The organism is Acinetobacter nematophilus (genome assembly GCF_026344175.1).
In the GTDB taxonomy this organism is placed as follows: domain Bacteria; phylum Pseudomonadota; class Gammaproteobacteria; order Pseudomonadales; family Moraxellaceae; genus Acinetobacter; species Acinetobacter nematophilus.
This window is the reverse complement of record NZ_JAPKMY010000001.1, coordinates 426,357-439,217: the sequence shown is the minus strand read 5'-3', so window position 1 is coordinate 439,217 and position 12,861 is coordinate 426,357. Positions and strand designations below refer to the sequence as shown.

Annotated in this window: 19 protein-coding genes; 10 read left to right on the top strand and 9 right to left on the bottom strand. The window is 39.9% G+C overall.

From position 1 onward, the window contains the following. From OSH00_RS02080 to OSH00_RS02040, 9 genes are all read right to left on the bottom strand, one after another. On the bottom strand, window positions 1–696 hold the full coding sequence (locus OSH00_RS02080; RefSeq protein WP_049044371.1) for a hypothetical protein: 696 nt from the start codon (window positions 694–696) through the stop codon (window positions 1–3). After that, window positions 686–910 carry a hypothetical protein gene (locus tag OSH00_RS02075; protein ID WP_266129032.1) on the bottom strand — a complete coding sequence of 75 codons (225 nt, stop codon included), beginning with the start codon at window positions 908–910 and terminating at the stop codon, window positions 686–688. Before OSH00_RS02075 ends, OSH00_RS02080 begins: the two co-directional genes overlap by 11 nt. Window positions 911–919: 9 nt before the next feature. Beyond that, complete coding sequence (locus tag OSH00_RS02070) at window positions 920–1,129, bottom strand: TraR/DksA C4-type zinc finger protein (protein ID WP_151823778.1); 210 nt, start codon at window positions 1,127–1,129, stop codon at window positions 920–922. Window positions 1,130–1,229: 100 nt separating this feature from the next. Beyond that, on the bottom strand, window positions 1,230–2,414 hold the full coding sequence (locus OSH00_RS02065; RefSeq protein WP_266129031.1) for an ExeA family protein: 1,185 nt from the start codon (window positions 2,412–2,414) through the stop codon (window positions 1,230–1,232). A gap of 3 nt (window positions 2,415–2,417) precedes the next feature. Beyond that, a complete protein-coding gene (locus OSH00_RS02060) occupies window positions 2,418–4,157 on the bottom strand; it encodes an integrase catalytic domain-containing protein (RefSeq protein WP_199981609.1) in 1,740 nt (579 codons plus the stop codon). Window positions 4,158–4,159: 2 nt separating this feature from the next. Beyond that, window positions 4,160–5,059, bottom strand: coding sequence for a DUF3102 domain-containing protein (locus OSH00_RS02055; RefSeq protein WP_266129030.1), 900 nt, complete (start codon window positions 5,057–5,059; stop codon window positions 4,160–4,162). Between the two features lie 12 nt (window positions 5,060–5,071). Further along, complete coding sequence (locus OSH00_RS02050; protein WP_151823782.1) at window positions 5,072–5,365, bottom strand: helix-turn-helix domain-containing protein; 294 nt, start codon at window positions 5,363–5,365, stop codon at window positions 5,072–5,074. Between the two features lies 1 nt (window position 5,366). Further along, window positions 5,367–5,534, bottom strand: a complete 168-nt coding sequence (locus tag OSH00_RS02045; RefSeq protein WP_266129029.1) for a hypothetical protein — start codon at window positions 5,532–5,534, stop codon at window positions 5,367–5,369. 41 nt (window positions 5,535–5,575) lie between these two features. Beyond that, a complete protein-coding gene (locus OSH00_RS02040; protein ID WP_266129028.1) occupies window positions 5,576–5,785 on the bottom strand; it encodes a DNA-binding protein in 210 nt (69 codons plus the stop codon). 123 nt (window positions 5,786–5,908) lie between these two features. Between OSH00_RS02040 and OSH00_RS02035 the strand changes: the two genes are divergently transcribed. The 10 genes from OSH00_RS02035 to OSH00_RS01990 all read left to right on the top strand — a co-directional run bounded on the left by OSH00_RS02035 (window position 5,909) and on the right by OSH00_RS01990 (window position 12,841). Beyond that, complete coding sequence (locus OSH00_RS02035) at window positions 5,909–6,556, top strand: LexA family transcriptional regulator (RefSeq protein ID WP_266129027.1); 648 nt, start codon at window positions 5,909–5,911, stop codon at window positions 6,554–6,556. A gap of 17 nt (window positions 6,557–6,573) precedes the next feature. Further along, window positions 6,574–7,104 carry a hypothetical protein gene (locus OSH00_RS02030; RefSeq protein ID WP_266129026.1) on the top strand — a complete coding sequence of 177 codons (531 nt, stop codon included), beginning with the start codon at window positions 6,574–6,576 and terminating at the stop codon, window positions 7,102–7,104. A 77-nt stretch (window positions 7,105–7,181) separates the two neighbouring features. Continuing rightward, the gene (locus OSH00_RS02025) at window positions 7,182–7,544 is read left to right on the top strand and encodes a Mor transcription activator family protein (RefSeq protein WP_266129025.1); all 363 of its coding nucleotides are present in this window, start codon (window positions 7,182–7,184) and stop codon (window positions 7,542–7,544) included. An 82-nt stretch (window positions 7,545–7,626) separates the two neighbouring features. Continuing rightward, window positions 7,627–8,133, top strand: coding sequence for a glycoside hydrolase family 108 protein (locus tag OSH00_RS02020; protein WP_266129024.1), 507 nt, complete (start codon window positions 7,627–7,629; stop codon window positions 8,131–8,133). Continuing rightward, a complete protein-coding gene (locus tag OSH00_RS02015; RefSeq protein WP_266129023.1) occupies window positions 8,130–8,558 on the top strand; it encodes a DUF7940 domain-containing protein in 429 nt (142 codons plus the stop codon). Before OSH00_RS02020 ends, OSH00_RS02015 begins: the two co-directional genes overlap by 4 nt. Then, window positions 8,558–8,860: a DUF2730 family protein gene (locus tag OSH00_RS02010; protein WP_121775568.1), complete on the top strand. Its 303-nt coding sequence runs from the start codon at window positions 8,558–8,560 to the stop codon at window positions 8,858–8,860. The genes OSH00_RS02015 and OSH00_RS02010 overlap by 1 nt, the downstream gene beginning before the upstream one ends. A gap of 6 nt (window positions 8,861–8,866) precedes the next feature. Then, on the top strand, window positions 8,867–9,160 hold the full coding sequence (locus OSH00_RS02005) for a VpaChn25_0724 family phage protein (RefSeq protein WP_121775569.1): 294 nt from the start codon (window positions 8,867–8,869) through the stop codon (window positions 9,158–9,160). Between the two features lie 11 nt (window positions 9,161–9,171). Next, window positions 9,172–9,732, top strand: coding sequence for a phage protein Gp27 family protein (locus OSH00_RS02000; RefSeq protein ID WP_121775570.1), 561 nt, complete (start codon window positions 9,172–9,174; stop codon window positions 9,730–9,732). Beyond that, the gene (locus tag OSH00_RS01995) at window positions 9,732–11,375 is read left to right on the top strand and encodes a hypothetical protein (protein WP_266129022.1); all 1,644 of its coding nucleotides are present in this window, start codon (window positions 9,732–9,734) and stop codon (window positions 11,373–11,375) included. Before OSH00_RS02000 ends, OSH00_RS01995 begins: the two co-directional genes overlap by 1 nt. After that, window positions 11,375–12,841, top strand: a complete 1,467-nt coding sequence (locus tag OSH00_RS01990) for a DUF935 domain-containing protein (RefSeq protein WP_266129021.1) — start codon at window positions 11,375–11,377, stop codon at window positions 12,839–12,841. The genes OSH00_RS01995 and OSH00_RS01990 overlap by 1 nt, the downstream gene beginning before the upstream one ends. Window positions 12,842–12,861 lie beyond the last annotated feature (20 nt).

Here is a 12,861-nt window from a genome sequence, read left to right as displayed (position 1 = left end):
TTATTTTCCTTGTGTGGATTGTTCTTGAGCCAATTCCGCAGCCTTTAAGCGGTCAAAGCACTGTTTGTGTGATTCGCCTTCAAGTCGGTTTTGATCGACAAAGGCAAAAACTTGGTTTTGAGGAATATTTTTGAGAGATGACATTTCAATCTGCTTTTTCTCTTCCTGTGTTTGGCGCATCAAATCAGCGAAAGAAATAGCTGGTTTTTCATGCTTTCGACGTTCATGTTCACGTTGATCAGCTTCAATTTCCGCTTGGGTTTTTAGATTTGGAGTAGAGCGGCTTTTACCAGACTGATCTGCTTGAACAGGTGCATTTTCAGGTTTGTAAGAGCTGATCACTTCATACAAATAACCATGTGTTTTAAGCGGTAAATCAATTTTCTGTTGTTCACGACGCTCAAGCATGATGTTGATTGCCCATACCCAAGCACTTTGTGGTGCTGGGTAGGTGTGATGTCCACGTTTGATTTGTTTGGCAACGATGTCTGGTGCAATTTCGTTGAGTAACTTTGCTGTACGATCAAAAGTTAAATCACGGTTTTCAGATCGAAACATTGCAAGATACATCACCAAAGGCTTAGCCAAAGCACCTGTTAAATTGAGCGATGCCACAAATGCTTTGCTTGCTTCACTATGACCAAGCAAAGCATCTAGGCTGGTTGTTGCTCCGCAAGCTGGGCATTTAGTTTTCATATGACGCCTCAACTACTTGTGAAGCATCAATCATTTTTTCCCAAATCTTACGCACTTCAAATTCGATGTCCTGAACGCCAACACCTGTTGCGATGACCGCCAAACCATTAACAAGCATCTCAAATGAAGGGTTTTTAGGAACAAGTACATAATCGTCACTCATCAACTTGTCCAAGTCCTTTTTAAAATCTTGGCGTTTTTGATTGATATTCATATCTGCCACCTATCGATAATGTTTTTGTTTTGATTCAAGTTTGGTCTGACATTTAATACATAAAGTCACACCACCAATTGCTCGACGTTGAGCTGGAATGTCTTCACCGCATTCATCACATTCATAGTTACTATGAGCAGTAAACTGTGGACGGTTTTGAAGTGATTGCTGAAGACGCTCATGCTCAATATCACTTGCCATATCTGCAAAATCAGCCATTACAACCTCCAAGCGATGCCACAAAAAGGATTAAAAACATGGTCAAACCTGAAAGAATAAAATTCAGGATTGCCGCATTCTTGAAGTTAAATGCCATCAATCAGACCTCCTTGACCAGATCACCAGTGATCACGCTTTCACCCAATTCAGCGGCAACATTCAATGCACCAGTAAGGAGATTTCCTACAGCCAATGGATATAAAAGGCTTTCATGTTGGTTGTTGCGTCCAACATTTCGGGTTAATTTGGCGCAAATGGCATCAATTCCTGATTCGTCAATGAATTCAGACAATTTGCGGTCAAATGATTTACAGCGGTGCTGTAGGTAGTCCACAAGTGAGCTTTGGGTAAATGGCTCAAGGGTGACGATCTCACAACGTTGAACCACTTCACGGACTTCCTGATTGTTCTCAGCAAGTTTGATTTTTAACTCATCCTGACCAATCAAAATGATGGACAATAACGGGGTAAAGCCATTTTTTAGCTCAAGGAAACGCTTCAAATGTTTAAGCGTTGGAATGGGTAAGCTATGCGCTTCCTCAATAATCAAAAGATGGTGATGACCAGCACGACTCGACTCTTTGAGTAGGTTATGGATTTGGCGAAAACGAGCTTCTGGAGAACGCATTGCTTTGGTACTTGGTGCAAGTGCAGCCAAGATTGCTTCAGCAATATGAACCGATTTCAGCGTTTTACCTTTGATGTCGTTGTCTTCAGTAGCCAAAACATAAGGTTCAATAATCACAACAGGTTCACGGTCACGACTTACACGGTCATGTAACTCTTCACGTAAAGTGGTTTTACCTGAACCTGATTGCCCAATTACTGCGATGAATGATGTGTTGCCTTTTGCCGCTTGCCACATGCTTTCACGCACATAATTAATGTCAGAGTTTTGAAACAACTCATTGGCACTTTTAATTCCATCGGTAAAAATGTTCTTAAAAAGCATAAATTGTTTTTTTGCCGCTGGTGTTAGGGTCTGTTTACGTAGTAGCATTAATTGCTCCTCATCTGTTGGGGCAGCTGTACACTCAATCTCCAAAGTTTGGTCACGGTCAGAGTTGAGTTGTACAGCATCCATTGCTGTTAAAATTTCGGTTTCGTTTAAGCCTTCGCCAACAAGCAAATCAATCATTTGCTGTTTAATGGCATCGGCATTCTTTTTTGGATAATCGCCATATTTGACAATCTTGTTGATCGTCGCAGGGCTAAAATTCATTTTTTTTGCAATCCATGTTTGATGGATGGAATGCGTTTCGAGCAGCTGTTTAAATGCACACATTGGTTATTCCCCAACTACTTTTAATTTAGGTTTGCGACTTGCAGACTCAATCCGATCCACCCAGAACTGGATGTCTTCTTGTGGCACATTGCCATCTGAATAAGTCGTTTTAAGCATATTCATGTAGTCCGTAGTCCAGAGATCGCCCACCAAACCTTTGATTTGTTTTGCTGCTTGAATAAAGTTCAATGGTGCAAGTTGGCGACGTTGTTGCTGTGTCGTCATTTGCTCACCAGCTTTAGGCATATATTCAGGAATATCGTGTTTAGTCACATGAGCATTAGGGTCAATCTGACCTTGATAGGCTGGTGTTCGTTTTTTGATTGCCTGATCAACTTGAGCTTGGGTGTCAGCGTTGTAAGCCTGTTTCTGAATACGCTTGCGTGATTCATCCACTTTGCTATCAGGCATACTTTGAATGTTTTCTCCAATCGCTGGAGATTGAGCCAATTGCCCAAAGATGTCGTATTGATCAGGTTCACAGGTGTAGATCACTTGCTCACCATTTTCATCCACTACCAAGACATCAATGTCAGGGGCACGATATGGATTCACGACGACTTTGACTTTCGCACCCACATAGATATTCGGGATATGTTTGACACTGTAGAAGTTCTCACCGTAGCCTGTAATCTTGAATTGAACTGTGAGATCGCCTTTAACAGTACGTTCAACAGGTGACGTGCTGACAAGCTCCATGCATAATTCAAGTGATGGTGCTTTGCGTAATTGTTCAGGGCGAATCATTTGCCAAACTTGGTTACGAGTACGTCGAGTACGACTGTGAATTTTGGTTTCGTTAAACATAATGCGCCACTGGGTAGCATCGGCATTTAACTCTTCCAAACTGTTAATTGTTTTAAAGGTTAGCGTTGACTCATATTGTGTTTCGATCAGGTTATTTGCCTGTTCTACTTGACCTTTAGCACGACTGTTATGGGTTGCATGAGCAATGAACTCGACGTTTAGACGTTCAAGTAAATTTCTAAATAGACCTGAAGTATTCGCAGAACCTTGGTCCACATAAAATATGAAAGGCACACCGTGCATCGGTTCTTGTAAACTGCGTTTTTGAATCGCATTTAAGAAGATATTGGTGAGGTTTTCACTGCTTTCTGAACCCCAAACATACTCAAAATAGATTGAACCTGAAGTGTGGTCAGTCACGACGTAACGGACCACACGCTCTTTTTCAATCTTTTTAATATTTGCTGGTTTGTTCTTATAAAACTGGCGTTCATCCATCACACATACACCAGATTTAGGCAAATAAAACACCACACAAATGGAGGCATCACATTGCCAAACATGATTGGGATGTAATGAGCGTTGTTGCTGGTGTGCTGTAGGTGTAGCCAATTGCTCAGGGTGGCAAAAGTACTGCTTCATAGCACGGCTAATCGTTGATGCTGATACTTTTGGGGCTTTGCCGTTATCACTGGCAATTTCCAATGCCAAATTAATTGGCATACGTTTTTTCCCAGTTTTACTGGTTGCTGCCAACACCATGCCACCGACAAGTTCAGCCGCTTCTTGGCTTACAACAGTTTTTCCTTTATCAGAACGCTGTTTACGTCCAGAGTTATAGCCTACAGTTTCGAGTTCACGGTAAAGTTGTGCATTGCTGATCTGTAAGTATTTACATGCAGTTTTAGCAATCTCTTTTTTTGCCCCAAACTCAGCATTTGTGAGCTTTTCAGCAACTTCACGTAAGTAGTCAATTTTTGCCAAGTTTAGAGTCATGGTTATTCGTCCTCAGTTTGTGCAGTTTTTTCTGCTTGAGGGAATAACCACTCAGGGCTAACCATATTTTCAAAATCAACTTGGACGCCTAACGTTTGAGTGAAGGTTGCAATGCGTTGATAGCTGGCAATGACTGTTTCATCAACACGCTCATACAGTTGTCCGATGTGTTTTTCATTGGCAACATCAAGCACACCGTTGATCGCATTGTTAAATCGCATCACCGCATTAAGAAGCATATGGCTTTCAGTGCTCAATGTTTCCATTGCCGCTTTTTCGATTTGCTGATCTTCAGTTTCAGCACGTTTGGCAACTTCAACTGGGCTATTTAACTTAGTGAGTTTTTCATCCAACTCATTACACTTTTGATCTTTCTTTTGGATCACTTGATTTTTGGTTTCAATGTCTTGATCTTTAGATGCAATGGTCTGTTTAGCTTCACGTAAAGCAGCTTTAAGCTCACGCACAGACATAGTTTCGATGTTATCTAAAGAAATATCACCAATACTACCGCCTTGATCTAAAATGTTGATTTCATCATCATCAAGCATTACCAGTTCTAGAAGTTTGGTTTGATTTCCTACCTTTTGCAAAAGCGAATTCGAATTCGTTTTTGAAAACTTTAGGACAGCTGACATAAACTTTTGAGCCATTCTAGGAGTGAAATTTAAAATCTCGATACGCTTATTAAATTCACCATGTGGCGTTTGCTCTTTAATTAATAGAAGGCGCTTTCCTATTTCCATGCAAGCTTCAACAGTACGTTGCTGATAGAAACGAATTTCATCTTCTAAAGCACCAACAGCAAGAGAACCTTCATACCCTAATTGGAGAGCTAGACCACCTAACTTTTGTACGTGTGAAGAAATTGCAATTTCTGTTGTGTTTTCTTCTAAATCCATAATGTTTACCTATTAATAATTCACGCTAGTACGTTGTTCAATTTCTGCTATACGTGCCTTAGCTCGTTCGACCTCTGCTAAATGCTGTTTGGCAATTTGAACTACTGATGTTCCTAATGTGTAGAGATCATTCTCATCTTTCTTTGCGAGTCCCTCGGATACCAAAGTTTGTAATGCACGGGTAATTTGAGATGGAGACTCATTTAATTTTTCAGCGAGATCACGGTTGCTGATACCTTGTAAGCTGTATCCACGCAAAGCCTTTAAAACTTTGAGGACTTTTTCAGCAGATTTAACTGTGCTCATTTCATTTGTCCTCGTGGTGAAGATGTTGCGTATAATTTTGAGCAGCTTGTTCTTCACGTAGCACTTCATTTTCTGCTTCAGCGAAATACCAACCAAAGCTCAAAAAAATAGCTATAGCAAAAAGAAAAACCGTCAAAGAATCTGTTTTTGAGTTATTTGTTTTTTTCATGGGTATTGCTCCATGTGCAAAAATGTGCAAATATGTGCAAATTAATGAACAGTTGATCTTTTATCTGGATTTGCTTTAAGTCCAAGTAAAACAGCGATTTTATGACCTTTGCCGCGTTTACATTTAACTTGACCATTAAGAACCTTGTAGACATCTTGAGGCTCAAAACCATTGCTAGAAGCCCATTCAGCAAATGTTTTACCCTCAGACTCAAATTGTTCTTTTAGTTCATCTGGTGTTGTGGTTGTCATCTTATGACCTCTCATGTGTGAATTAATTTGATTTAAGTTGATTGTTATAATTGCTCAATATTATGAGCATGTCAACCAGATATGATCAATATTTTGATATAAATTTTAGATTTGGAGTTTATTTTGAGCAACATTGAAGAACGTTTGCGAATTGAAATAGACCGTTTAGGTGTTAGTGAACTAGCTCGTAAAACAGGATTTGCTAGAAACTCACTTTACAACTGGGGTGAAAGAGCCAATATCCCTTTGGATAAGCTTATTTTGCTCGCTGAATATGGTGTTAATCTAAATTTTGTATTGTATGGTGATCATGGTGTTCAAAATAATGAGCAAGATTTAGCATCCGATGAATTTGAACTCATTCCTGTTCGAGAAGATATTAAAGTCTCTGCTGGTGATGGTTCTATTGTTGGTCTCGAAGAAAAATCAAAGTATTGTTTAGCTTTTCGTAAAGATTGGCTTAAAAGTAGAGGTTTAAAACAAAAAGATTTATTTGTAGTGTTTGCACGTGGAGATTCTATGGAGCCTACTATATCTGACAAGGATTCACTTTTAGTTAATACAGCTGAAAAGATTCCTCAAGATGGTCATATATATGTGATTCGTAGCAGTGATACCTTATGGGTGAAAAGAATCCAAAAGCTACTTAATGGATCTTTCTTATTAATTTCTGATAATAAGTTTTATCCACCAATGCAATTAGACTTAACTGACAATTGTGATGTTGAAGTGATTGGTAAAGTTGTCAATTCAAGTAAAAATTTCTATTAATTAGGGTGTTTTTAAAAATGAAAAAATTAAATGTTCTACTTTTTACACTATCAATATCAACAATCATTTATGCAGTTGATGTTGAGGATAATGTTAAGGACTACAAAAAGTCAGATAATTGGGTAAGTTTTGCTATAACTGATAACCATTTTGGGAATACTTTGGCAACTAGGGCAGCTACAGAAGATTTGAGAACTAACTCTACTCTTGCCTTTACATATCCCACTAATAATAAATGTAAAATTGCGCCAGCTGAGTTAATTATAAAACTAAGCGAGCCTTTATCTGAAAGTTCTACTCATGAAGTTTATGGTAATCTGCAATTTGATAATTTGCCTGTTGAACGTATTGAAGCTACTGTGCAAAATGAAGCTGGCTCTAATTTTACCTTCTTGACGATAAATTATAAAAATATGGATGAAAAGGTTAAAAAATCAAAAAATATGTCTATTAATTTTAAAGGATATGGAGTTATTAACTTTTCTATGAATGGTGCTCAAAATGCAATTCAGGATGCTAAAAGAATATGTAATAACTTTTCATACTAGAACATTATTTCACTTTACATTGTTTATAAAATCATCATAATGCGCCTTATAAGATAGATAACATTTTGGTGACTTTTATGACTCGTGAATTGGGAAAACAAAGTCGGCAAGGAAAAGCTTTATTACACGATCTACGTGATCTTGCTTGCCGATTGCTCAAAAATTTGGACACTGTCGATGATGATGCTGCAAAGCAAATCTCTAATGAATTGATGTTTCAAGTGAGCCAGCATTGGGGCGGACAATCTGTTTATATTATTAAAGATGATGCTTTTCATGCTGAAGAGCGTGATATTCAAATCTATAAAGAATTCAACGGACATAATCATACTGAACTCTCAAAAAAATATAAACTTACTGAAATCTACATATACCGCATTGTTAAACGTATGCATGAGCAAGAGCGTAATCGACTACAACCTTCTTTGTTTGATGCATAATGAAGTTCTAAATTAGTTTAAAAGACTTAAAATCACCTACCTTTCAAAATGCCCTTAATTAATTCTAATTAGGGGCTTTTTTATGGGCGAAAAATTAAGTTTCGACCAGGTATTTGAGCGTTGTATGGGACATGAAGGCGGTTATGTAAATAACCCTGAAGACCCTGGTGGTGAGACCAATTGGGGCGTCACCATCGGTACAGCACGAGCAAATGGCTATCACGGGGCGATGCGATCAATGACTCGTCTTCAAGCCAAAGAAATCTACCGTAAAGCATTTTGGGAACGTGCTCAATGTGCTCAATATCATTCTGCAATTGGCTTTCAAGTCTTTGATGCAGCCATCAATCACGGCATTGGTAATGCAGTTCGGATGCTACAGCGTGCGGTAGGTGTAGCAGATGATGGCAAGGTTGGCAAAGTAACCTTGGCTGCAATCAATGCTAAATCTCTTGATGATGTGCTTGTTCTCTTCAATGCTGAACGTCTTGAGTTTTATACCAAATTAAAAACTTTCGATACCTTTGGTCGTGGCTGGAGTCGTCGAGTTGTCAGTAATTTACGTTATGCAGCAGGAGATACACCATGAAAAAAGTAAATCGTAAACTTCCCCAGTCAGTAAAGACTAAAATCAAAATTGATGCAGCGGTTGAGAAATCACTTGCAGAGAATAAACGCTTTTATGACGGTGTGATTGCTCGACGTGATCAAAAGCATGAGCAAAAGATTAATGATATTAAAGCCAGCTTTGTTCAAGCTGTTCCAGCGACCACCCCCCAAGGTTTATTGGTTGCCAATAAGTCTAAAAGTTGGGCATGGTTCAGCAATATCGCTTTTGGATTGATTGTTGCTGTACAGGCATTTTTTGACACATTACCCCCTGAATTAATTGCAACTTTACCGACTGATGCACAATCCAAAATTACCATGGGATTGGCGATTTTAGGTGTAGCTGGTCGTTTCATCAACCAAAGCCGCAAACCTAAACCACTTCCTGAAGTGGGAGATCACTAATGTTTGAAACTTTGAAATTCAGTTTTCAAGAAGCGCATTGGGTTGTTATCACAATATTGGGTTTATACACGTGGTTCATCAAGGCACAAAGTGCTTCCAATCAGGAAATGCTTGATCTTCGCTTACGTGTCACTGAGCTTGAAAGCACAGTAAAAGACATGCCTTCAAAGATTGAAATTGCAAGGCTTGAAGGTCAAGTCGAAACCATTAAAACCCAACTCAATTCAGCAAATCAAAATATTGCTCAAGTTCAGCGTGGTGTATCACGCATTGAGCAATGGTTAATTGATAATAAAAAGTGAGGTCGTATGAGCTTTGAAAATCAACTTAAAGAAGAAATGCGCCTTGTGATGTTGCGTTTGCTTAATGAGCTGCCTTCTTATCGTGGCAACAGTTCTACTTTGCACAGCGGTTTAACACACTGGGGTTTGAGTTTTAGTCGTGATCAGGTCAAAACCGAGCTGTATTGGCTTAAGGATCAAGGTTGTGTTGAGATTGAACTGGATAATCCAGATGTGATTGTTGTGAAGCTAAAAGAGCGTGGTCAAGATGTAGTTGAAAATCGCACTAAGGTTCATGGCATTAAACGTCCTTCAGCATAGGAGTCGCTCTTATGTCTTTTTTAAAGAAAATCTCCCCTGAAGCTCGTCAATTCTTAGAAAAACTCTTACGTGAAGATCGTTACACCATTGATGAACTGCTTGAATTATTTGGTAATAAATATCCTGATGAACAACCAGCACGCTCAACTATGGGGCGAACTAAGAAAAAATACGATGAACACGCTAAAAAAATGAGTGAGGTTCAATATGCAACTGAATTGCTCGTAGGTGAGTTAGGTGAAGACAAAGATGATAAAGCTGGTGCATTCATGGTTCAGGGCATCACAACCTTAATCAATCATCTTGTACTAGATCAATTACACAATGAAGAAAATCCTGACGCACCGATTCAACTGAGCATTAAAGATGCACTTTCATTAGCGAAAGCATCACGTGAACTTACTGCTGCTCGTGGTATGTCACTAGATCAACGTCAAAAAATAGAACGAATTGCTCGTGAAAAAATGCTTGAAGAGCAAGAAAAAAATCTTGATGACGCTGTTGCATCTAAAGGCATGACAGAAGAACAAGCCATGTTCTGGCGTGAGAAAGTTCTAGGAGTTGTACGCTGATGAATACACCTCTTAAACCACTTGGAGATACGATCCGCTCAGTCAGCTGGGAAGAGCTTCCAGCCAGTGTCCGTGAAATTCCTGAAAACTTTGACCCACTTGCTGAAGGTGTTTTGATGAAACACCAGCGTGAATGGGTATCGATCAAAGCAAAAATCAAACTGTGTGCCAAAGGACGTCGAACAGGTATCACCTTTGCTGAAGCTTTAGAAAAAAGTATTCGAGCCGCTTCACGTAAAGAAGCTGGTGGCAGTAATGTGTTTTATATTCCTGATGCTAAAGAAAAAGGTTTAGAGTTCATCGGCTATTGTGCTCGGTTTCTGCGTAACATCGCTGAAGCACAATCTATGGGTATTTCATCCATTGAAGAGTTTATTTTTGATGATCAAAAAGAAAATGGTGAAACCCGAAAAATAACAGCTTGGCGTATTCGTTTAGCCAGTGGATTTCAGATTGTGGCTTTGTCTAGTCGACCAGCCTCTTTACGTGGTTTACAAGGGATTGTCATTATTGATGAAGCTGCCTTTCACCAGGATGTACAAGCCGTACTGGATGCGGCAACGGCATTGCTGATTTGGGGCGGTGAACTGGTATTGATTAGTTCACATAACACCAAAAAAAATCCGTTCTATCAGATGCAAGAGGACATTCTTGCTGGACGCTATGGCGAGAATGCCGTGGTAATGATCATCACCTTTGATGATGCCGTCGCCAATGGTTTGTATGAACGTGTCTGCATGATGAATGGTGAGGTTGCTACTGAGGAAGGTAAAAAGACTTGGTATAATGATATTCGTAAAGCCTATGGTCCACGTGTTGGTGCAATGCGTGAAGAGCTAGATGCCATTCCTCGTGATGGTTCAGGTTCAAGATTACCAGCCATTTGGATTGATCAGGCAATGCCTGAAGTGCGACCAGTGTTTAGTCTGACATTAAGTGATGATTTCACCAATATGCCAGAACCTGATCGTCGTGCTTATGTACAAGATTGGCTGGATAAAGAAATTTTACCTGAGCTTGAAAAGCTAGATAAAAACTTACGCCATGTGGCTGGACATGACTTTGCACGTCACCGTGACTTTAGCCATTTAACCCCAGCTGAGATTGACCAAAATCTAAATCGCAATGTGCCATTTGTCATTGAGATGCACAAAGTACCAACACGCCAGCAAGAACAAATCATTTGGTTTGTATTTCGTCGCTTACCTAATTTCTCGGGTGCATCAATGGATGCCACAGGTTCAGGTGAAACCATTGCTGAATATTCGGCTGATGAGTTTGGTCATGACCTGATTCATCAAATCAAAATCAATCGAGCTTGGTATGGGCAATGGATGACCAAATATATCCAAGCCTTTGAAGATGGAGTTTTAACCCTGCCACGAGATGCAAACTTAGAAGCCGATCATCGTGCCATTGAAGAGTACGACGGCATACCAATGGTCAACAAAGCACGTTCTCAAGACTTAAAAGAACCTGACTTATTCCGTCATGGTGATGGTGCATCCAGTGGCTGTTTGATGTGGCATGCCAGTTTAAATATGCCATCTATCGATACGCACATATTGAGCAAAGGCTCACGTACTGCTTCAAAACTACTAAGAGGCTACCGATCTGGACAATTAACAAGAGGATTCCGCTAATGAACAAACAAGGTCTATACATTGGCGGTGATTTTGTCACCTTTGCTGAAGCCAAAAAAAGCCAACCGAACATTCACCAAATCGCTTCTCGAAGCACTGTTTCTGGTTATAGTTCATTGGGTTCAGTGTTGCCTAATCCTGATATTGTGCTCAAAAAAATGGGCAAAGATATCAAGGTCTATAAAGACATCAAAGCCCATCCAGTGGTGAAAGGATGCTTGCGCCCACGTAAAGCAGCGGTCAAAGCTAAAGCATGGCGTATTGTGCAAGATGAAGCCTTAGATCAAGTTTTTGATCATATCAACAGTATCTTTAAGAAATTACAGATCAATAAAATCACAGGTGCAATGTTCGATGGGACATTCTTTGGCTATCAACCTTGTGAAATTCAATGGGCAAATCAAGACGGTGCATGGTTGCCTGTTGATATTCAAGCCATGCCACCTGATTGGTTTTTCTTTGATCCTGATAATAATCTGCGCTTCAAGGATAAGAATGCTGGGCAAGCTGGTCTATTGATTGAGCCACGTAAATATTTAGTTCCGACTCAGGATGCCAGTTATGACAATCCGTATGGTGAACCTGACGCTGCTTTAGTCTTTTGGGCAACCGCATTTTTACAAGGTGGGCTTGAGTTTTGGGTGCGCTTCACTGAGAAATACGGATCACCTTGGGTGATTGGTAAATATGGCAATAATTACGATGAAGCAAAGCAAGAAGTACTGCTCAATAACTTGTACAACATGGTGCAAGATGCCGTAGCAGTCATTCCTGATAATTCACAAATTGAGATCATCGAGGCGGCTGGAAAATCTGCTTCAGCGGATGTGTTTGAAAAATTCCTGATGTATTGCCGATCTGAGATCAACATTGCCTTGCTTGGTCAGAACCAAACTACAGAAGCATCGGCAAATAGAGCCAGTGCAACTGCTGGTGCTCAAGTCACCGCTGATATTTCAGATGGTGACTGTGAAATGACTGCTGAACAATTCCAATTATTGATTGATTGGATTGTGGACTACAACTGGGGTGGACCATCACCACAGTTTGAATATTTTGAAGATTCCAATGGTGGTATTGAACAAGCTGATCGAGACTCAAAACTATATGCTGCTGGTACACGTTTTACCAATCAGTACCGTATGCGTGAATATGGTTTCCAAGAAGGTGATCTGGCTGAACCAGTTGACGAATCAAATAGCTCTGTTGCATTTGCTGAATATCGACCTGTACAACAATCTTTTATTGAACGCACTGCACCAGAGCTTGAACAAGCAGCTGCCGATCCATTGGATGCAATGGTCAATCGATTACGAAAAATTGTGAAATCTGCAAAAGATTTTCAAGCGGTGCAAGAAGCGGTATTGGCTGAGTTTTCAGAAATGGATGCTTCAGGAATGGTCAAAATTATGGAAGTGGCAATGACCTTGGCTGAACTTGAAGGTCGTGGCGAGGTTTCATCATGAGAGTCCTCATTTTTATTTTA

Coding starts and splice junctions, on each gene's coding strand:
- OSH00_RS02080 (WP_049044371.1), bottom strand. CDS start 696: ATGAAAACTAAATGCCCAGCTTGCGGAGCAACAACCAGCCTAGATGCT.
- OSH00_RS02075 (WP_266129032.1), bottom strand. CDS start 910: ATGAATATCAATCAAAAACGCCAAGATTTTAAAAAGGACTTGGACAAG.
- OSH00_RS02070 (WP_151823778.1), bottom strand. CDS start 1,129: ATGGCTGATTTTGCAGATATGGCAAGTGATATTGAGCATGAGCGTCTT.
- OSH00_RS02065 (WP_266129031.1), bottom strand. CDS start 2,414: ATGTGTGCATTTAAACAGCTGCTCGAAACGCATTCCATCCATCAAACA.
- OSH00_RS02060 (WP_199981609.1), bottom strand. CDS start 4,157: ATGACTCTAAACTTGGCAAAAATTGACTACTTACGTGAAGTTGCTGAA.
- OSH00_RS02055 (WP_266129030.1), bottom strand. CDS start 5,059: ATGGATTTAGAAGAAAACACAACAGAAATTGCAATTTCTTCACACGTA.
- OSH00_RS02050 (WP_151823782.1), bottom strand. CDS start 5,365: ATGAGCACAGTTAAATCTGCTGAAAAAGTCCTCAAAGTTTTAAAGGCT.
- OSH00_RS02045 (WP_266129029.1), bottom strand. CDS start 5,534: ATGAAAAAAACAAATAACTCAAAAACAGATTCTTTGACGGTTTTTCTT.
- OSH00_RS02040 (WP_266129028.1), bottom strand. CDS start 5,785: ATGACAACCACAACACCAGATGAACTAAAAGAACAATTTGAGTCTGAG.
- OSH00_RS02030 (WP_266129026.1), top strand. CDS start 6,574: ATGAAAAAATTAAATGTTCTACTTTTTACACTATCAATATCAACAATC.
- OSH00_RS02025 (WP_266129025.1), top strand. CDS start 7,182: ATGACTCGTGAATTGGGAAAACAAAGTCGGCAAGGAAAAGCTTTATTA.
- OSH00_RS02020 (WP_266129024.1), top strand. CDS start 7,627: ATGGGCGAAAAATTAAGTTTCGACCAGGTATTTGAGCGTTGTATGGGA.
- OSH00_RS02015 (WP_266129023.1), top strand. CDS start 8,130: ATGAAAAAAGTAAATCGTAAACTTCCCCAGTCAGTAAAGACTAAAATC.
- OSH00_RS02010 (WP_121775568.1), top strand. CDS start 8,558: ATGTTTGAAACTTTGAAATTCAGTTTTCAAGAAGCGCATTGGGTTGTT.
- OSH00_RS02005 (WP_121775569.1), top strand. CDS start 8,867: ATGAGCTTTGAAAATCAACTTAAAGAAGAAATGCGCCTTGTGATGTTG.
- OSH00_RS02000 (WP_121775570.1), top strand. CDS start 9,172: ATGTCTTTTTTAAAGAAAATCTCCCCTGAAGCTCGTCAATTCTTAGAA.
- OSH00_RS01995 (WP_266129022.1), top strand. CDS start 9,732: ATGAATACACCTCTTAAACCACTTGGAGATACGATCCGCTCAGTCAGC.
- OSH00_RS01990 (WP_266129021.1), top strand. CDS start 11,375: ATGAACAAACAAGGTCTATACATTGGCGGTGATTTTGTCACCTTTGCT.